A 15957-nucleotide genomic window follows, 5' to 3' on the forward strand; every position below is an offset into this window, starting at 1 on the left:
ATTACCACGAAGGCGGGCGGGTTCACTCCCTCCCGCCTTTCTATTTGCAGCAACACGATGAACGTCACCGAATACTACGAAAAAGAACTGCAGACGCGCGGCTACCAATCGGATCCGGCGCAGCGCGCGGCGGTCGACCGTCTGCAGCGGTGCTATGAAGAGTGGGTCGAATACAAGTCGCGCCGCTCGAACGCGTTCAAGAAGCTGATCATCCACCCGGACCTGCCGCGCGGCGTGTACATGTGGGGCGGCGTAGGGCGCGGCAAGAGCTTTCTGATGGACAGCTTCTACATGATCGTGCCGGTGCAGCGCAAAACGCGTCTGCATTTCCACGAATTCATGCGCGAAGTGCATCGCGAACTGGAAGATCTGAAAGGCCAGGCCGATCCGCTCGACGAACTCGCGCGCCGCATTGCCAAACGCTACCGGCTGATCTGTTTCGACGAATTCCACGTGTCGGATATTGCCGACGCGATGATCCTGTACCGCCTGCTCGACAAGCTGTTCGAAAACGGCGTGCAGTTCGTGATGACCTCGAACTACGATCCGGACACGCTGTATCCGGACGGCCTGCATCGCGACCGCATGTTGCCGGCGATCGAACTCATCAAGCAGAAGCTCGACGTGATTAACGTCGATGCGGGCATCGACTACCGGCAACGCACGCTGGCGCAGGTCGAGGTGTATCACACGCCGCTCGGCGCCGCCGCCGACAAAGCCTTGCGCGACGCGTTCGCGCGTCTTGCCGCGGTGCCCGACGAAAGCCCGATCCTGCACATCGAAAAGCGTGAGTTGAAGGCGCTGCGCCGCGCTGACGGCGTGGTGTGGTTCGACTTCGCGACCTTGTGCGGCGGTCCGCGCTCGCAGAACGACTATCTGGAACTGGCGAGCCGCTTTCACGCGGTGGTCCTCTCCGGCGTGCCGCAGATGTCCGCGCGCATGGCCTCGGAAGCACGCCGCTTCACGTGGCTGATCGACGTGTTCTACGATCACAAGGTGAAGCTGCTGATGTCCGCCGCGGTGCCGCCCGATCAACTGTATACGGATGGTCCGATGGCCAACGAGTTCGCGCGCACGGTGTCGCGCATCGTCGAAATGCAATCGAAGGAATATCTCGACACGCCACGGCGGATCGTCGACACGTCGCTGACCTGAGGCGCCGCAGGCCGTGGCCGGCGGCGCTTTTGCGATAGATCACGCGCCGTTCACCGACAGCGCGGCGTCGTCCGGCGTAATTTCAAGATTCGGATTGGTCTTATATTCCGTGCGCGGACGACTGGATATCTTTTGTCAAGGTTTTGACAAAGGAGAAACCATGAATCCTTACCGTGATATCAACGACGAAGAATGGCAACGTGTCGCACCGTTGCTTCCCGAATTGCGTCCGCGCTCCGAACTGCGTGGCCGGCCGCTCGCCAATACGCGCTCGGTGCTCAATGGCGTCCTGTGGGTCATGTACAGCGGCGCCACCTGGTCCGCCATGCCGCGCAAGTACCCGTCCTACCAGACCTGCCATCGCCGCTTCAAGGCGTGGTACGAATCTGGTGTGCTCAACCGCGTCATGGAGCAACTGTTCGGCGCGGCGAGCGAAGAGCTTTGCGGCCTGATGGAAGCGCGTATGCGTACACACGTGAACGAGAAACCGAAGAGCGGCGAAGCTGAAAAGGCGCCGGTTGTCGCACCAGCGGTGTACAGCCCGCCCACCAGCCAGCCACTGCCGTCCTCGCCGTTCCCGTTCCATTCGCCCTTCAAACACGCTGCATGACCCACACAGCGCAGCGTCTTCCAATAAAAGAAACGGCCGAACGATTGCGATCGTCGGCCGTTTTTTATCGTCCCATGCGGGCTCTGTAACGAGCCCCGAGCTACCCGTGCATCATTGCTGACGAATCCACGTCTGCGAGCGGCCCAGCAGCGACACGCCGATATACCCTCGCACGACCAGTTTGTTCCCACCGTCTTCCAGGTGCATCTTGCACTTGTAGAGCTTGCCATTTTCCGGGTCGAGAATCTGCCCGTGATCCCAGGCGTCGCCGTCCTTCTTCAGATCGCTAAGGATCGTCATGCCGAGAATCGGCTGATCCTTGCGCGCATCGGTACAGGCCGTGCAGCGGCGATCCGGCTGGTCGTTTGCGCCGAGACCCTTGATGACCTTGCCGCTGAGCGCGCCGCTGCCGTCCTGCGAGATCTGCACGAGCGCTTTGGGCTGGCCCGTATGATCGTCGATGGTTTGCCAGGTGCCGACCGGACTGTCGGCCTGCGCCATGGCCGTCACGGCATTGGCGACCAGGACGCCGGCGAGCGCCGCATGTCGGGCTGTGCGAAGCGCGACTGCGCGCGCGCGGTGGGTGAATTGCATCATTGTCTTCCTCCTTGATTAAAGACGGCGCGATCATGGTCGCGCGGCGTTATTGGCATCTCGGGCGGTCTTCAGACCACGGCCGCCGTGATGCCTTGCATGGCCCCTCAGGTTCAACTTCTGCTGCCCTCGTGCGCCGCCCGCGGCCTGTGGATTGCTGCTTGGCCGCCGCCGGTGACACGTCGTCAGCGCAGAATACGTGAAAGTGCGCGCGTCGTTTGATAGTGGATACTCTAATCAGGACGCGGCACTTCCTCGATCAATTCAGCTGATACGAGAACGTCGCGTTGATGCGCGGACTACGCGACGCGCTTTCCACCGGCGCGTCGCCGATCGCTTTGGCCACCGAGAGATCCAGGCTGTAGTACTTCGCGTCCGAGATGCGGAAGCCGAACGCGATCGACGAAAGCTTCGAAGGCGAGGGCGTGCCCGCATGCAGATAGACGCGCGCCATATCGAACGAAACGTAAGGCGTGAGCGTGCGCAGATAGGTGAAGCCCGGCGTAAACGCACGGTTGACTTCCAGTATCGCGCCCCAGCCCGAATCGCCTGATGCCTCGCCCGGCTGATAGCCCTGCGCGAAACGCTGCGCGCCGAACGAGATCTGCTCGGAGGTCGGCAGCGATACACCGCTGTATTGGCCGGTCAGCGAGACTGCCGTGCCGATCTTCAACGGCCACTCGTTGGTTTGCGAGAAGCTCGCGCCAGTGCGCACGAAGTTGATCGACGCCGGATTGATGACGGGCGAGCCCGGCACATTCGAGTCGCCCGACTTGGACGCGCCCAGAATGTCGAACGCTTTCGCCACGTTGACGCTCGCGCGGCGCACCTGGCCCGTCTGCACGCTGGTGTAATCGGCCTGCAACTGCATGACTCGCACTTGCGAGCGGAAGCCGATCTGGGCGCCGGTGTCGTGGTTGTGGTAGCGATCCTCGTCGTGCGACGCATAGACCGACGCCGTGCCGATCACGCTTTGCGTGTTGCTCAACAGGATCGGATACGCCAGCGAACCGCCGATCTTGTCATTGATGACCGTGCGTTCGATGGAAGAGGGCAGGCCGGGATTGTCGGTCGGATTGCCGCGATAGTGCGAGGCGTCGATCTTCGCGATCAGCCCGTTGCTGCCGATCGGCACCGCGCCATGCGCGGCGAGATAGGTGACGTTGTCGCGCCCCTTCGGCAGCAAGGCCGACACGCTCAACTGTTCGCCGAACGAGGTCAACCCGTTTTCAGTGGCGGTCAGAAGACCCTGCACGCCGGGGTGATTGAAGTCGATCCCGGTGCTGACGTCGAACGGCTTGCGCTCCACGTTCAGTTCGAGCGTGGTGGCGCCATCGGTGTTCTGCGGCGGCGGCACGTTGGCCGCAACCTTTACGCCCGGCAGCAGGCCGAGCACGTTGATGTAGCGCTCGAACGTAGCGCGCCGCAACGGCCGGTCGGCGGTGATGTGATCGGCAATCGCGCGGATCTTGTCTTCCACGGCGCCGGCCTTGCCCGTCACCTTGACCGCGGACACGTAGCCTTCCACCACCGTCACGCGCACCACACCGTCTGCGAATGTCTGCGCCGGAATGAAGGCGAACGGGAGCGCGAAACCGCGGTCCTGATAGAGCTTCGTGACGCCGTTGGCGACCTGGATCAGATCGCCGATCGTCGTGTCCTTGCCGACGAGCGGCGTGAAGCGCTGCGCGACATCGTCGAAGGGAATGGACTTCACGCCCTCCACCTGCACGCGCGAAGGCGTGATATGGCGCGCAAGCAATTCTTCGAGTTGAGGGGCTTGCGGCGCGACCTGCACGGTCACGTTCGGGCCTTTGTCGGGCGCCTTGATCTGCGGCAGCGAGTCCAGCGGATTGCCGCCGACCGCCGAGCCGCCAGGGCGGGACTGCGCATGCGCTTGCATTGGCAGAGTGCCCGCCGCAAATGCTGCGAGTACCACGCTCCCTAGGCTGCTGTACCCGAGTTTCATCGGATGTTCCTCGTATGTCGTTCTTGTGTGTCGCAGACGCACCGCCTGGCCGGGCGGGTCGCGAGCCCTTATGTGCGGCTCGACGTGTAGTGCGATGCTTACGTGTATTACGTCACGTACCAAGTTGGGCTTGAGTGCTCTGGGCAACCGCGCGAAGCACGTGACGAGTCGGACTGTTAGTGCGCATTGCGTCACTCGCTGCGGTTTGCATCATTCAATGAACAGCCGCGCGGCAAGTCTCACCGGGTGGCTGATGCACGCCGCAGCGATTGAATAGTTAGGCTAACTACTTATGGTTGACCGGCGCCAGACCACCTAGCAGGGTCGTCAAGCCGCTAGTCGCCGTGCCCGAGCCGCTCGTCGAACCTGCGGCCGAGCTGAGCGTGCTGGTCAACTGGCCGACCAGCGCGGTCACTGGCGCGAGCGCCTGGCCGCTGCCGCCCGAACCCGAGCCGCCGTTCGTGACGCCGGAGAGCGCGCCCGTCAACGTCGACGACGGATTCGATGCGTTACCCGAGCCAGCGAATGCCGAAGTCAACGAACTCAACGGCGAACCGATCAAGCCCGAGGAAGTCAGCGAACCCAGCGGCGTGCCGCCGAGCGCCGAGGTCAGTCCGGCCAGCGGTGTGCCGCCGAGCAGCGTCGACAGTGAGCCGAGCGGATCGCTGCCGAGCCCAAGACTCGCCAGCGAACTTTGCAGCGGGCCGAACGGATTGCTGCTGGCGGGCGGCCCATTGGCGACGCTCACGCTCGTGGCGCCGACGAGGCTCGTGAGCAGTCCGGGAATCGGCAGCGCGCCATTCGGGCCGTTCGGATTGACCAGGCCGCCTGCGTTGGTCACGGTGTTGCCGAGCGAGCCGGCCAGCGTGCCGAGATCGGCGCCGACCGGATTCTTCGTGGCGCCGCCCACTTGCGAACCCGCGGAACTCAATGCGCCGCCCACTTTCGCGAGCACGCCGCCGAGCGGCGCGCCGAGGCCGGTCTGCGTGCCGACCGCTTGCGTGACGAGTCCTGCCGTCGTCACGATCGGCGTGATGGCGGTGCTGATCGGCTGAGTGATCTGCTGCACGGGCACCGAACCGAGCGTGTTGCCGAGCGTCGCGCCACCGGCGTTGAGTGCGCCGGCAGCGGTAGAGAGCGTGCTGGCCAATGGTGTCGTGAGCGGCGCCAGCGGCGCGAGTTTGCCGCTGCCGAGGCCGCCGACGGCCGTGCTCAACCCTTGCACGACGCCGCTCGTCGAACCGACCACCGAGCCGAGTCCGGCGACCGTGGTGCCGACCGGATTGGCCGTCGTACCGGTCTGGCCGACGCCGTTGCTGACGGCATCGGCCAGCGAGTTCAGCGTGCCGCTCGTGCTCGACACGGCGTTGCCGAGCCCTTGCGTGACTTGCGGGCTGAGGCCCGGAATGGTCTGCGAGGCGATCGCCGTGCCCAGGTCGTTGGTGGTCTGCGCGGCCGCGGTGGCGACGCCGGTCGTGCCCGTCTTCGTGGTGGTGCCGCTGCCGGTATCGGTCGAACCCGAGCCGCTGCCGGTGCTTGACGTGGTGGGCGGCGCGCTGACGGTGCTGCCACCGCACGCTGCGAGCAAGCCGGCGACCGCCACGGCGACTAACGGTGCGCGCAACGACGACACCGTCGCGCACGTCGCAGGGAGAGAGAAAAAACGTTGAGTGGACATGTGTGCTCCTCTGTGTCTTCTGGATGTCGTGTGCGTTGGTGTCAGTGCGCCGTTGCAACAGATGTCTGAACGGCGCGGCCCAGTTCAGCCAGTTTTCGGGAAGCGCCGGGACGCAGTTGGCGGGCCGCGCTCCGGCCGGGTCTCGCTCAACGTTTTGCGCTGTTCCCGAAAGGGCTGCTTACTTCTTGCCCAACCCGCCGAGCAGGCCGCCGACGAGCGACGTCACTGGTGCGAGCGGATTGTTCGCGGTGCCTTTGCCCGTGCTGGTCGACAGCGACGGACCCGCGCCCGAGTTGGTGGATGCGGCGGCGGTCGTGGTGGTCGGCGCGGCGCTCGCCGTGCTGGTGACGCCGCCGAGTGCGCCGGTGACACCCGACAGCAAGCCGGTGACCGGTGCGAGCGGGCCGCTGCTGCCGCCGGCCGCGCCGGAGAGGCTGCCTGTCACGGTAGAGAGCAAGCCGGTGACGGGCGCGAGCGGGCTGCCGCCGCTCGATGCGCCGCCGACGGCGCCAGTCAAGCCACCGAGCGCGCTTGTGAGCGGCGCGAGCGGGCCGCTGCCGGTGCCGCCGGTCAAGCCGCCCAGTGCGCTTGTGAGCGGCGCGAGTGGCCCGCTGCCGGTGCCAACGGTCAATCCGCCCAGCGCGCTGGTGAGCGGCGCAAGCGGATTGCCGCCGCTGCCGCCCGTGAGCAAGCCGCCCACCGAAGCGACCGTCGTGCCGGTGTCGGTGACCGTATGGCCGAGTGCGGCCGTGACCGGGTTGCCGCCGGTCGCCGTCAACAGGGCGCCGGCCTTGCCGAGTCCGCCGCCGACCGTCGAGAGCAGGCCGTTGAGCGGCGCGCCGAGACCCGTGGTATTGCCGACCGTTTGCGTGGTCGCCGCGACCATCGACGTGATCGGTGTGATCGCCGTGCTGAGGGTTTGCGTGACTTGCTGGACCGGGCCCGTCGAGAGGGCGGTGGTGAGCGTGCTGCCGCCGTTGGCGACCGCGCCGCCGAGCGTGTTGACGACGCCGCCGAGCGGCGTGGTGATCGCCGACAGCGGAGCGAGCGGACCGCTGCCGAGACTCGTCACGAGGTTGCCCGTGTCGGTCACTGCGCCGCCGACGTGATTCAGCACACCGCCCACGCTCGAGACTGTCGTGCCGACCGCGTTGCCGCCGGTGCCGAGTTGGCCGAGCCCTTGCGACACGCCGTTGCCGAGCGTCGAAACGGCCGAGCCGACTTGTTGCACGATGCCGCCGGCGGACTGGGTGGTTTGCGAGCTGACACCGGGCAACGTCTGCGAACCGATCACGGTACCGATGCCGGTGACCGCCGAGCCGGCGTCGCTAACCACGCCGCCCGTGTTGCCGACTACCGTGCCGAGCGCGTTGGCAACGGGCGTCGTGCCCGTACCGGTTCCTGTGCCCGTACCCGTTCCCGTGCCTGTTCCCGTGCCTGTTCCCGAACCGTTGCTACCCGTGGTCGTGTTCGCACCTGCGCCCGCACCCGAGCCCGAGCCGCCCGCACCCGTCGAGCCGCTGCCGGTCGTGGAAAGTGTGCCGCCGGCGGAACCGCTGCCGCTGCTGCCGGTGCCGGAACTCAGGCTGCCGGAGCCTCCACAAGCACCAAGAGAAAGCATCGCAGCCACGCTGGCTGCAATGAGGGTTGCCCGTACTGTCGTGTTGGTCGTTTGAATGTTCATGTCGCCCTCGCATCGCATGTGTTATTGGATGTTGCTGCGTGCCTGTCTCTGCACGAGCCGTGCCATTTCGGCTGAACAATGCGAGGACTTTTTCGGCGCAAGCCGAAGCGCTATATGCGATAAGGCTTTGCGAGGAACTGACGGAGCATGCGCTAAACCAGATTGCGCTCACATTAGGCACTGCGCGGCGCCTTCGCATGGCCGGCGTAACGTAACGAGCCCCGCGCGCCGTTACGATGTACGGCGTAACGCGGGCGGGGCGAAACTGGTGCGCGCGCTTGAAACGTTCTGTTCAAACGAATAATTAGTGGAGCGAATCTAACTCATGGTTATTCCTATGTGCTGCAACGCACGAACTGCCGTTAACTAGAGTGAGTGGTAAAAATGCATACGGGATGAGATTCGGCGCAGCGGACAATTGCTTAAAAATGATTGTTCGGCTATAAAACCCGAAAGCATTGGAAGATTGATGACGGAGGTGGGTTATCGAACAGACAACTCATGCGTGGGTGTTTTATTGAAGGGCGGCTGCAGGGCATGGCACTGCGATGCAATAAACGAGACTGGGAATGAGAGCTCAACGGTCCGCGCATCCAAGGTACATGGTCGAGAATTGCAGAACGTATACGAACGAAATAAATGAAGTTCGAGGGTTCAAATGAAAAAATTCGCACAACGCTTTCTGGCCGATAACAAAGGCGTAACGGCTATCGAATATGGCCTTATCGCAGGCCTCGTCGTGCTGGTGATCGCTACCGCGGTGACGAATGTCGGCACGAACGTCTCCAATGTTTTGCAGCAAGTCGCGGATAAAATCTCGCCGTCCACCACGAAGACCGGACCGTAAAGGCAAACCGTAATCGCTGCGCGAAGCAGCCGGCGTTTCGACGTCCGCCCGCTTCGTGGGCGTAATAACGCATCGCTGAATCGTTAATGTGGATTGCATTGCAATCCACATGGCGCAGCTTCGCCTGTCGAGTTCGAGATGAATGTTTCCGTGGGCATGTTGTTATTTATCGCGTGGGCAGTGGCTGTCGCAATTAGCGATTGCCGTTGGCGGCGTATATCCAATTCAGTAGTTGTCGCCGGCCTGGCGGCGGCATTTTGCTGCGCGTTTTTTCAATGCGGGCCTTTCGGCATTTCGCTGACTCAGGCAGGCATTGGCGCAGTAATCGGTCTTGCTGTATTGCTGCCGTTTTTCGCGCTCGGCGTGATGGGTGCCGCGGATGTCAAAGTCTTCGCCGTTCTCGGCGCATGGTGCGGCATGCACGCGCTGCCCGGTCTATGGATGGCCGCGAGTCTCGCGGCCGCTGTGCACGCAGCGTGGCTTCTGATTACCACCCGCACGCGGCTCGCCGGCCTGGCCCGTCGATCCGGCGCCACGTTCGAACTCGCCGGCAAAGCAGCCACGCCTTACGCTGCGTGTCTCACCGTGGCCGCGAGCGGCTGGCTCGTTCTGCACGGCATGGCGGGAAGCGTTCGATGAAAACCGCCATGACACCACGCGCGCGCTCGCCGCATCGGCGCATCAACGTGCGCCTTGCGCGCGCGCAACGCGGCGCCACGGCCGTCGAATTCGCGCTGGTGTTCCCGCTGTTCTTCACGATCCTGTACGCGATCGTCACGTTCAGTCTGATTCTCGTCGCGCAGCAGAATCTGACAATGGCTGCGGAAGAGGGCGCACGCGCCGCGCTGAACTGGCAGAGCAACACCTCGATGCAAAGCGCGTTGACCAATCGCGGCAACGCGGCCTGCGCGGCGGCGAAACTGGTAGCCGCGACGCTCGTGCAGTCGATGCAATGCACGCCGTCTTCCAAGGCATGCGGGCCGAACAGCGCGATGCAATGCGTGAATGTCCTGGTGAGCTACGACTACCAAACCAATCCGCTGATACCGAGCTTGCCATTGCTGGGATTCGCGCTGCCGAACACGCTCACGAGCAGCGCCACGGTCCAGCTCAATCCGGAGAACATACAGTGACGCACGCGCCGGCACCCAGCTCCCTCGACCGCCTGGTCCGTCCACGTGCGATCGAACGCGCGCACGGCATGGCATCGTTTAACCGAAGCAGTCAACCTTCATGCCGAATCTGACCAAAATTCTTGCCGGCGTCCTGATCGCGGTCGCGCTCGTGCTTGGCCTGTTCGCGTGGTCGCTGTCGCGCCGCCCGGCGCCGGTGGCCGTCACGCCCGCCACGCAAGCAAGCTTCCCAGTCGTGGTGGCGACTCACACACTGCCGGCGGGCAAAGCCATCACCGTCAACGATGTGCGTGTGCAGTCGCTGCCGATCAATCCGAACGGCGCCTTCACGGACCCGGCGCAACTGGCCGGCCGCGTGCCGAACGCGGAGATCGGCGCGGAATCGCCGGTGCTAGAAAGCCAGTTGTCCTCGGGACTCGCCGAGCGCGTCGAACCGGGCGAGCGCGCGCTTGCTGTCCGGGTAGACGAAGGCAACGCGGTCGGCAACCGTTTGCGGCCGGGCAATTTCGTCGACGTGTTTTTCACGCTCAAGCGCGACGGCAGCCTGGGTAACGGCGGTGAAATCGATCGGACCCAGGCGCGTTTGCTGATGTCGAAGGTGCGCGTGCTCGCGTTCGGCAATGCGACCGCGAGCGGCGACAGCGCGGGCGATCCGAACGGCATGGTCCGCACCGCGGTGCTGGCGGTGCCGGTCGCCGATATCGACCGTTTGACGCTCGCCGAGAGCGCCGGCCGTCTGATCTTCGCATTGCGCAATCCCAAGGATCCCGAAGTAATCGACCAAACCGTGCTGCCCGCCTATCCAGGCGTGCTGAAGACGGCGGCGCATGCGGGCGCGGCCGAGCCGCTGCGGGACTCGACGCGCGCCGCAGCCGGCGTCGCGCTCGACACGTTGTCGGGCGCCGCCAACGCGAGTGGCGCGGGCGCCGCCGCGAGGCCGTCATTGCCGCATATACCGCTGCCGCCCACGCGCGTGGCTGGCACTACAAACAGTACAAAGAGCGGTATCGAAGTGATACGGGGTGGGCGCGCCGAAACGGTCGCCTGGTAAGCAGTGGTTCCAGGAGCGGACGGCCAGTCGCGTCCAATAACTACATGACAGAACGGATTTTTGTTTTCAGGAAGGCGGCGTGCGTGGGCCTGGCTTTGCTGGCCGTATCGGCGGCGACCGACGCAGCCGGTCCGGCGCAGCGGGGCCAAGCCGCGCCAGCGGCGCAGCCGGCTCAGACCGAGTTTGCCGCGCCGGCGCAAAGCATCGACCTGACGGTGGGCGCGCAGCGGCAACTCGCAGTCGGCCACACGTTGCAGCGGATTGCGATCGGCGATCCGTCGGTGGCCGACGTGCTGATCATCAAGGGCGACAAGCGCGGCGGCGTGCTGCTGGTCGGCAAGGCCGCGGGCACCACCAACCTCATGCTGTGGGCGCGCGATCGCGACGCGCCGCTGCAATACACCGTCAATGTGACCACGCCGGCGGCTGCGTCGCTGCTCGGCGCCGATACGCCGGCCGTCAAGGTGCTCGGCGGCACGGCGATCGTGTCCGGCACGTCGGCGACCATGGAGGCGCACCAGCGCGCCGTGGTCGCGGCGGAGGGCTCGCTCGGCAAGGACGGCGCGGTATTCGACACGTCGACGGTCGCAAGCCGCGCGGTCGTGCAGGTGGATGTGCGGGTCGTCGAGTTCAGCCGTTCGGTGCTCAAGGAAGTGGGCTTCAACTTCTTCAAGCAGAACAACGGCTTTACGTTCGGCTCGTTCGCGCCGTCGGCATTGAGTTCGGTATCGGCGACGGCGGGACAGGCGCCGAGTATGACGGCTGTGACGCCGATCTCGTCGGCGTTCAACCTGATCTTCAACTCCGCCACGCACGGCCTGTTCGCCAACCTGAGCCTGCTGGAAAGCAACAATCTCGCGCGGGTGCTGGCCGAGCCGACGCTCGTGGCCTTGTCCGGCCAGAGCGCGAGCTTTCTCGCCGGCGGCGAGGTGCCGATTCCGGTGCCGCAGGCGCTCGGATCGACGTCGATCGAATTCAAGCCGTATGGCGTAGGGCTCACGCTCACGCCGACCGTGCTGAGCCCGCAGCGCATCGCGCTCAAAGTCGCGCCGGAGGCGAGCCAGCTGGACTTCGCCAACGCCGTGACGATCAGCGGCGTGTCGGTGCCCGCGTTCACCACGCGGCGTGCCGATACCACCGTCGAACTCGGCGATGGCGAGAGCTTCGTGATCGGTGGGCTGATCGATCGCGAGACGGCGTCGAATGTCTCGAAGGTGCCGTTGCTCGGCGATCTGCCGGTGATCGGCACGTTCTTCAAGCAACTGAACTATCAGCAGAACGAGAAGGAACTGGTGATCATCGTGACGCCGCATCTGGTCTCGCCGCTCGCCAGGGGCGCGACCTTGCCGTCGACGCCGGGCGAGCAGTCCGAGCAGCGCAACGGGCCGGTGTGGCGTTCGCTGATCGGCGGCGTGGTGGCGCGCGATTCGTCGCCGGGATTTTCCAGGTGAAGCCGGCAGGTGCCATCGCGGCGCGGCGGCTGACTACAGGTGTGAGCCGGCGCGCGCGCGAACTGCGTGCACCCACCGGCAAGCAGTACGACGTGGGGGCTTTGCCGCCTATGCGGCATAAGGACGTGCAACATGAACGCGAGAACGCATTCATTGACTGAAAGGGCGGTCACCGATTATTTCGTGTTCGCGTCGCTGGCCGACGAACACGTGCATTGGCTCGCCGATACGCTGGCAGGCGCCGGCGTGGTCGAAGCGGCCACGCTCGATCCGTCGATGCTGATGCAGCGCATCGCGACGCTCAATCCGTCGCTGGTATTCGTCGATTTTTCAGGCGGCCGTGCCGCGGCGGCGAGTGCTGCCGCGAGCGCGGTGCGCACCACCTATCCGGGCATGCAGATCGTCGCACTGGGCTCGCTCGCCGAACCCGAAAGCGCGTTGGCGGCGTTACGCGTCGGCGTGCGCGATTTCATCGATCTGTCGGCGCCGGCCGGAGACGCGTTGCGCATCACGCGCCAGGTGCTCGACAATCTCGTCGAGCCGGTCAGCCGCCATGGCCATATCACCGCGCTGCTGGGCGCACGCATCGGCATGGGCGTGAGCACGCTGGCCGCGAATCTCGCGGTGCTGCTGCAGCGGCGCGACATCGCGCAGGGCCGGCAAGCCGCCTTGCTCGATCTCGGCCTGCCGGCCGCCGACGGCTCGCTGCTGCTGAACACGCGCAGCGAATTCAACTTCGTCGAAGCCGTGCGTAATCTGCGCCGCTTCGATCAGACCTTCGTCCATACCGCGCTGTCGCATCACTCGAGCGGCCTCGCGCTCACCACGTTGCCGCCGAATCTCGCCGATATGCGCGAGGTCTCGTATTCGTCGTCGATCGGTTTGCTGAACCGTCTGCGCGCGTTCTTCGACCAGCAGATCGTCGACCTCGGCGGCTTCACCAATAGCGAGTTCATCGCCCATGTCGTGCAGGCCGCCGATGAAACCTGGCTGCTGTGCGACCAGGGCGTGGCCTCGATCGTGTCGGCCGTCGGCGTGCTCGACGCGTTGCGCGAAGAGGGCGTGGATACCGCGAACGTGCGTCTGATCGTCAACAAGTTCGACGCCGATCTCGGTCTTGCCGCCGCGCAGATCGCGCAGCGTCTGGATATTGCACTGCTTACCACCTTGCCGGAGCGGCGCATCGCGCTCGGGCAGGCGGTCAATCAGGGACATCTGCTGGTCGATGCCGCCGCGCGCGATCCGTATGTGCGCGCACTCGAGCCGTTGATCGAGCGGCTTGGCGGCGGCGAACGCGCGGCGGCGAAGGCACGTGGCAAATCGGCACTCGGCGCGCTCAGGCGCTTCATTCCAACTACTCAAAAGCGGTCATAGACGATGGCAAAAGAGATCGAATTTGCCGACGACGCGGCTTCGTTCGCGCACAGCCAGCAGTTCCAGGACATCAAGAACGCGGCGCACGAACATCTGCTCACGCGCATCGAAGAGCTCGGCTCCGAGTTCGGCCGCTGGTCGCGTAACGCGATCAACCAGTTCGTCGATCTGGAGATGGACAGTTTCGTCAGGCTGCGCCGGATACCGATCAACGAAAGCGAGGTGCGCCTGATTGCCGAGGCGCTGACCAAGGAGCTCGCGGGCTTCGGTCCGATCGAGGATCTGCTCGCCGATCCGGCCGTCGAAGACATTCTGATCAACGGCTACAACGACGTGTACGTGTCGCGCCACGGCATTCTCACGCGCATCCAGGTGCGCTTCGCGGACAACGCGCATCTGCTGCGGATCGTGCGGCGCATTCTCGCGCCGATCGGCCGGCGTCTGGACGAATCGAATCCGATGGTCGATGCGCGTCTGCCGAACGGCGGCCGCGTGAACGTGGTGATCGAACCGCTGTCGATCGACGGCCCGATCGTCTCGATCCGCAAGTTCCGCAAGGATCCGATGCGGCCCGACGATCTGCTCGGCAACGGCACCTACAGCCCGGAAATCGGCGCGCTGCTCGAAGCGGCGGTGGCGGCGCGCTGCAACGTGCTGGTGTCGGGCGGCACGAGTTCGGGCAAGACCTCGCTGCTCAACGCGCTGGCCTTTCATATTCCCGAACCGGAACGGGTCGTGACGATCGAGGACACCGCCGAACTGTCGCTGAACCATCCACATGTGGTGCGGCTCGAAAGCCGACCGGGCGGTTTCGACGGCTCGGGCATCGTGACGATTCGCGACCTGCTGCGCAATACGTTGCGGATGCGGCCGGACCGCATCATCGTCGGTGAAGTGCGCGGCGGCGAAGTGCTCGAAATGCTGCAGGCGATGAACACCGGCCACGACGGCTCGATGGGCACCGTGCACGCCAGCTCGCCGCGCGAATGTCTGTACCGGCTCGAGATGCTCGCCGGTTTCGCGGGCTTCCAGGGCACCGAGTCCAGTCTGCGCCGCCAGATCGCCAACGCGATCGACTTCATCGTGCAGATCGGCCGGCTTTCCAACGGGCGTCGGCGGATTCTGTCGATCACGGAAGTGACTGGACTGTCGGACAACATCATCGCGACGCAGGAGTTGTATCGCTATGAGCCGATCCTGACGGCCGAAGGCGATGAACTCGACAACTGGGTGTCGCTCGGCATTCACCCGCACTCGCCGAAGCTGGCGCGTTTCCGTCAGGCGTTGGGCGGCGGCGAGGCAAGTCATGTGTTCGGCAATGCGGGCTTCGGCGGCTCGGGCGGAGGCTTTGGCGGTGGCGGTGGGTTCGGCGGAGGCTTCAATGTCTAGCGCGGTTCTGGTCTTCGCGGCGCTTGCGCTGCTCTGCGCGGCGCTTGCCTTGCTGCTCTGGCAGCGCGGCGCGCAACGCAAAGGCCAGGCGAGCGCGGAACGTTATATCGACAGCCGCATGGCGATGCCGGCCGGCGCAGCCGTGGGCGGCATGGGCGGCGGCGCGGCAAGCACTGCGCGCGTCGCCCCAGCGCGCGTCGTGGCGCAGCACGCCGTGATCGCGCCGCAGGCACCGTCGGCCGATGCAGGCTGGCTCGCGCGCTGGCGCTACTGCCAGGCGCGCGTGCGCTTTATGGTGCAGCACGCGATGGCGCGCGCCGGTATTGTCAATGCCAAAGGGCCTGCTGCGATCGCCGGCACAATCGTGGTGCTGCTGTGCGGCTGGGCCGCCATGGTGGGCGGCGCGCTCGCGGCCTGCGTCGCGTTGCTCGCCTGCGTGATGTTCTTCTATTTTCTGCTGACGATGCGAGTGAACAAACGCCGTCAGCAGATCGTGCGGCAGCTGCCGCTTTTTCTCGACGGCATCGTGCGGCTCATTACGCTCGGCAACAGTGTGCCGGCCGCCTTCCAGGCCGCGCTGCAAACCACCGAGGCGCCGCTGCGCGAATGCCTCGACTACGTGTCGCGGATGCTGCGCACCGGCGTCGAAATCGATCGCGCGCTCTCGCAGGTGGCCATGATCTACGGCGTGCGCGAACTCGAACTGGTCGGTGCCGTGCTGCGTCTGTCGGTCAAATACGGCGGCCGCGCCGACGTGATGCTCGAACGGATGGCTTCGTTCATGCGCGATCTCGAACACGCCGAGCGCGAGCTGGTGGCGATGTCGTCGGAAACGCGGCTGTCGTCGTGGGTACTGGCCATGTTGCCGATCGGCATCGGCGGTTTTCTGATTCTCTCCAATCCTAAGTATTTCGCTTCGATGTGGTTCGACCCGCTGGGGCGACAGCTCGTCTATCTGGCGTTCGTGCTGCAGGTGGTCGGGGCGTATCTGCTGTACCGCCTCGCGAATCTGAGGAATTGAC

Annotated in this window: 14 protein-coding genes; 10 read left to right on the forward strand and 4 right to left on the reverse strand. The window is 64.9% G+C overall.

Features of this window, described 5'->3' with window-relative positions; genetic code table 11:
• The first annotated feature begins 57 nt into the window (after nt 1–57).
• The gene (gene zapE, locus B0G73_RS28860) at nt 58–1155 is read left to right on the forward strand and encodes a cell division protein ZapE (protein WP_106284576.1); all 1098 of its coding nucleotides are present in this window, start codon (nt 58–60) and stop codon (nt 1153–1155) included.
• Between the two features lie 160 nt (nt 1156–1315).
• Entirely contained in the window at nt 1316–1765 is a 450-nt protein-coding gene (locus B0G73_RS28865; protein WP_106284577.1) for a transposase, read from the forward strand.
• Nucleotides 1766–1876: 111 nt separating this feature from the next.
• Here the strand turns inward: B0G73_RS28865 and B0G73_RS28870 are convergent, their stop codons facing one another.
• From B0G73_RS28870 to B0G73_RS28885, 4 genes are all read right to left on the reverse strand, one after another.
• Nucleotides 1877–2362 (reverse strand): DUF2147 domain-containing protein, encoded by a 486-nt coding sequence (locus B0G73_RS28870; protein WP_106284578.1) that lies wholly within the window; start codon nt 2360–2362, stop codon nt 1877–1879.
• A gap of 256 nt (nt 2363–2618) precedes the next feature.
• Nucleotides 2619–4328: a ShlB/FhaC/HecB family hemolysin secretion/activation protein gene (locus B0G73_RS28875; protein ID WP_106284579.1), complete on the reverse strand. Its 1710-nt coding sequence runs from the start codon at nt 4326–4328 to the stop codon at nt 2619–2621.
• Nucleotides 4329–4614: 286 nt separating this feature from the next.
• Nucleotides 4615–6006, reverse strand: a complete 1392-nt coding sequence (locus B0G73_RS28880; RefSeq protein WP_106284580.1) for a collagen-like triple helix repeat-containing protein — start codon at nt 6004–6006, stop codon at nt 4615–4617.
• Between the two features lie 178 nt (nt 6007–6184).
• Nucleotides 6185–7690, reverse strand: a complete 1506-nt coding sequence (locus B0G73_RS28885; RefSeq protein ID WP_106284624.1) for a collagen-like triple helix repeat-containing protein — start codon at nt 7688–7690, stop codon at nt 6185–6187.
• Nucleotides 7691–8348: 658 nt separating this feature from the next.
• Here B0G73_RS28885 and B0G73_RS28890 point away from each other — a divergent pair.
• From B0G73_RS28890 to B0G73_RS28925, 8 genes are all read left to right on the forward strand, one after another.
• Nucleotides 8349–8537 carry a Flp family type IVb pilin gene (locus B0G73_RS28890; protein ID WP_106284581.1) on the forward strand — a complete coding sequence of 63 codons (189 nt, stop codon included), beginning with the start codon at nt 8349–8351 and terminating at the stop codon, nt 8535–8537.
• Between the two features lie 138 nt (nt 8538–8675).
• On the forward strand, nt 8676–9176 hold the full coding sequence (locus B0G73_RS28895; protein WP_106284582.1) for a prepilin peptidase: 501 nt from the start codon (nt 8676–8678) through the stop codon (nt 9174–9176).
• Complete coding sequence (locus tag B0G73_RS28900) at nt 9173–9670, forward strand: TadE/TadG family type IV pilus assembly protein (protein WP_106284583.1); 498 nt, start codon at nt 9173–9175, stop codon at nt 9668–9670. The genes B0G73_RS28895 and B0G73_RS28900 overlap by 4 nt, the downstream gene beginning before the upstream one ends.
• A gap of 100 nt (nt 9671–9770) precedes the next feature.
• Nucleotides 9771–10721: a Flp pilus assembly protein CpaB gene (gene cpaB, locus B0G73_RS28905; RefSeq protein WP_106284584.1), complete on the forward strand. Its 951-nt coding sequence runs from the start codon at nt 9771–9773 to the stop codon at nt 10719–10721.
• A 44-nt stretch (nt 10722–10765) separates the two neighbouring features.
• The gene (locus B0G73_RS28910; RefSeq protein ID WP_106284585.1) at nt 10766–12172 is read left to right on the forward strand and encodes a type II and III secretion system protein family protein; all 1407 of its coding nucleotides are present in this window, start codon (nt 10766–10768) and stop codon (nt 12170–12172) included.
• Nucleotides 12173–12304: 132 nt separating this feature from the next.
• The gene (locus B0G73_RS28915) at nt 12305–13546 is read left to right on the forward strand and encodes a fimbrial protein (RefSeq protein ID WP_106284586.1); all 1242 of its coding nucleotides are present in this window, start codon (nt 12305–12307) and stop codon (nt 13544–13546) included.
• Between the two features lie 3 nt (nt 13547–13549).
• Complete coding sequence (locus B0G73_RS28920; protein ID WP_106284587.1) at nt 13550–14935, forward strand: CpaF family protein; 1386 nt, start codon at nt 13550–13552, stop codon at nt 14933–14935.
• Entirely contained in the window at nt 14928–15956 is a 1029-nt protein-coding gene (locus B0G73_RS28925; RefSeq protein WP_106284588.1) for a type II secretion system F family protein, read from the forward strand. The genes B0G73_RS28920 and B0G73_RS28925 overlap by 8 nt, the downstream gene beginning before the upstream one ends.
• Nucleotide 15957 lies beyond the last annotated feature (1 nt).

It is taken from the genome of Paraburkholderia sp. BL25I1N1 (genome assembly GCF_003002025.1).
Classification (GTDB): Bacteria; Pseudomonadota; Gammaproteobacteria; order Burkholderiales; family Burkholderiaceae; genus Paraburkholderia.

What these genes read in the sequence shown, in the direction of transcription:
- zapE (WP_106284576.1), top strand. Translation starts at nt 58, where the DNA reads ATGAACGTCACCGAATACTACGAAAAAGAACTGCAGACGCGCGGCTAC.
- B0G73_RS28865 (WP_106284577.1), top strand. Translation starts at nt 1,316, where the DNA reads ATGAATCCTTACCGTGATATCAACGACGAAGAATGGCAACGTGTCGCA.
- B0G73_RS28870 (WP_106284578.1), bottom strand. Translation starts at nt 2,362, where the DNA reads ATGATGCAATTCACCCACCGCGCGCGCGCAGTCGCGCTTCGCACAGCC.
- B0G73_RS28875 (WP_106284579.1), bottom strand. Translation starts at nt 4,328, where the DNA reads ATGAAACTCGGGTACAGCAGCCTAGGGAGCGTGGTACTCGCAGCATTT.
- B0G73_RS28880 (WP_106284580.1), bottom strand. Translation starts at nt 6,006, where the DNA reads ATGTCCACTCAACGTTTTTTCTCTCTCCCTGCGACGTGCGCGACGGTG.
- B0G73_RS28885 (WP_106284624.1), bottom strand. Translation starts at nt 7,690, where the DNA reads ATGAACATTCAAACGACCAACACGACAGTACGGGCAACCCTCATTGCA.
- B0G73_RS28890 (WP_106284581.1), top strand. Translation starts at nt 8,349, where the DNA reads ATGAAAAAATTCGCACAACGCTTTCTGGCCGATAACAAAGGCGTAACG.
- B0G73_RS28895 (WP_106284582.1), top strand. Translation starts at nt 8,676, where the DNA reads ATGAATGTTTCCGTGGGCATGTTGTTATTTATCGCGTGGGCAGTGGCT.
- B0G73_RS28900 (WP_106284583.1), top strand. Translation starts at nt 9,173, where the DNA reads ATGAAAACCGCCATGACACCACGCGCGCGCTCGCCGCATCGGCGCATC.
- cpaB (WP_106284584.1), top strand. Translation starts at nt 9,771, where the DNA reads ATGCCGAATCTGACCAAAATTCTTGCCGGCGTCCTGATCGCGGTCGCG.
- B0G73_RS28910 (WP_106284585.1), top strand. Translation starts at nt 10,766, where the DNA reads ATGACAGAACGGATTTTTGTTTTCAGGAAGGCGGCGTGCGTGGGCCTG.
- B0G73_RS28915 (WP_106284586.1), top strand. Translation starts at nt 12,305, where the DNA reads ATGAACGCGAGAACGCATTCATTGACTGAAAGGGCGGTCACCGATTAT.
- B0G73_RS28920 (WP_106284587.1), top strand. Translation starts at nt 13,550, where the DNA reads ATGGCAAAAGAGATCGAATTTGCCGACGACGCGGCTTCGTTCGCGCAC.
- B0G73_RS28925 (WP_106284588.1), top strand. Translation starts at nt 14,928, where the DNA reads ATGTCTAGCGCGGTTCTGGTCTTCGCGGCGCTTGCGCTGCTCTGCGCG.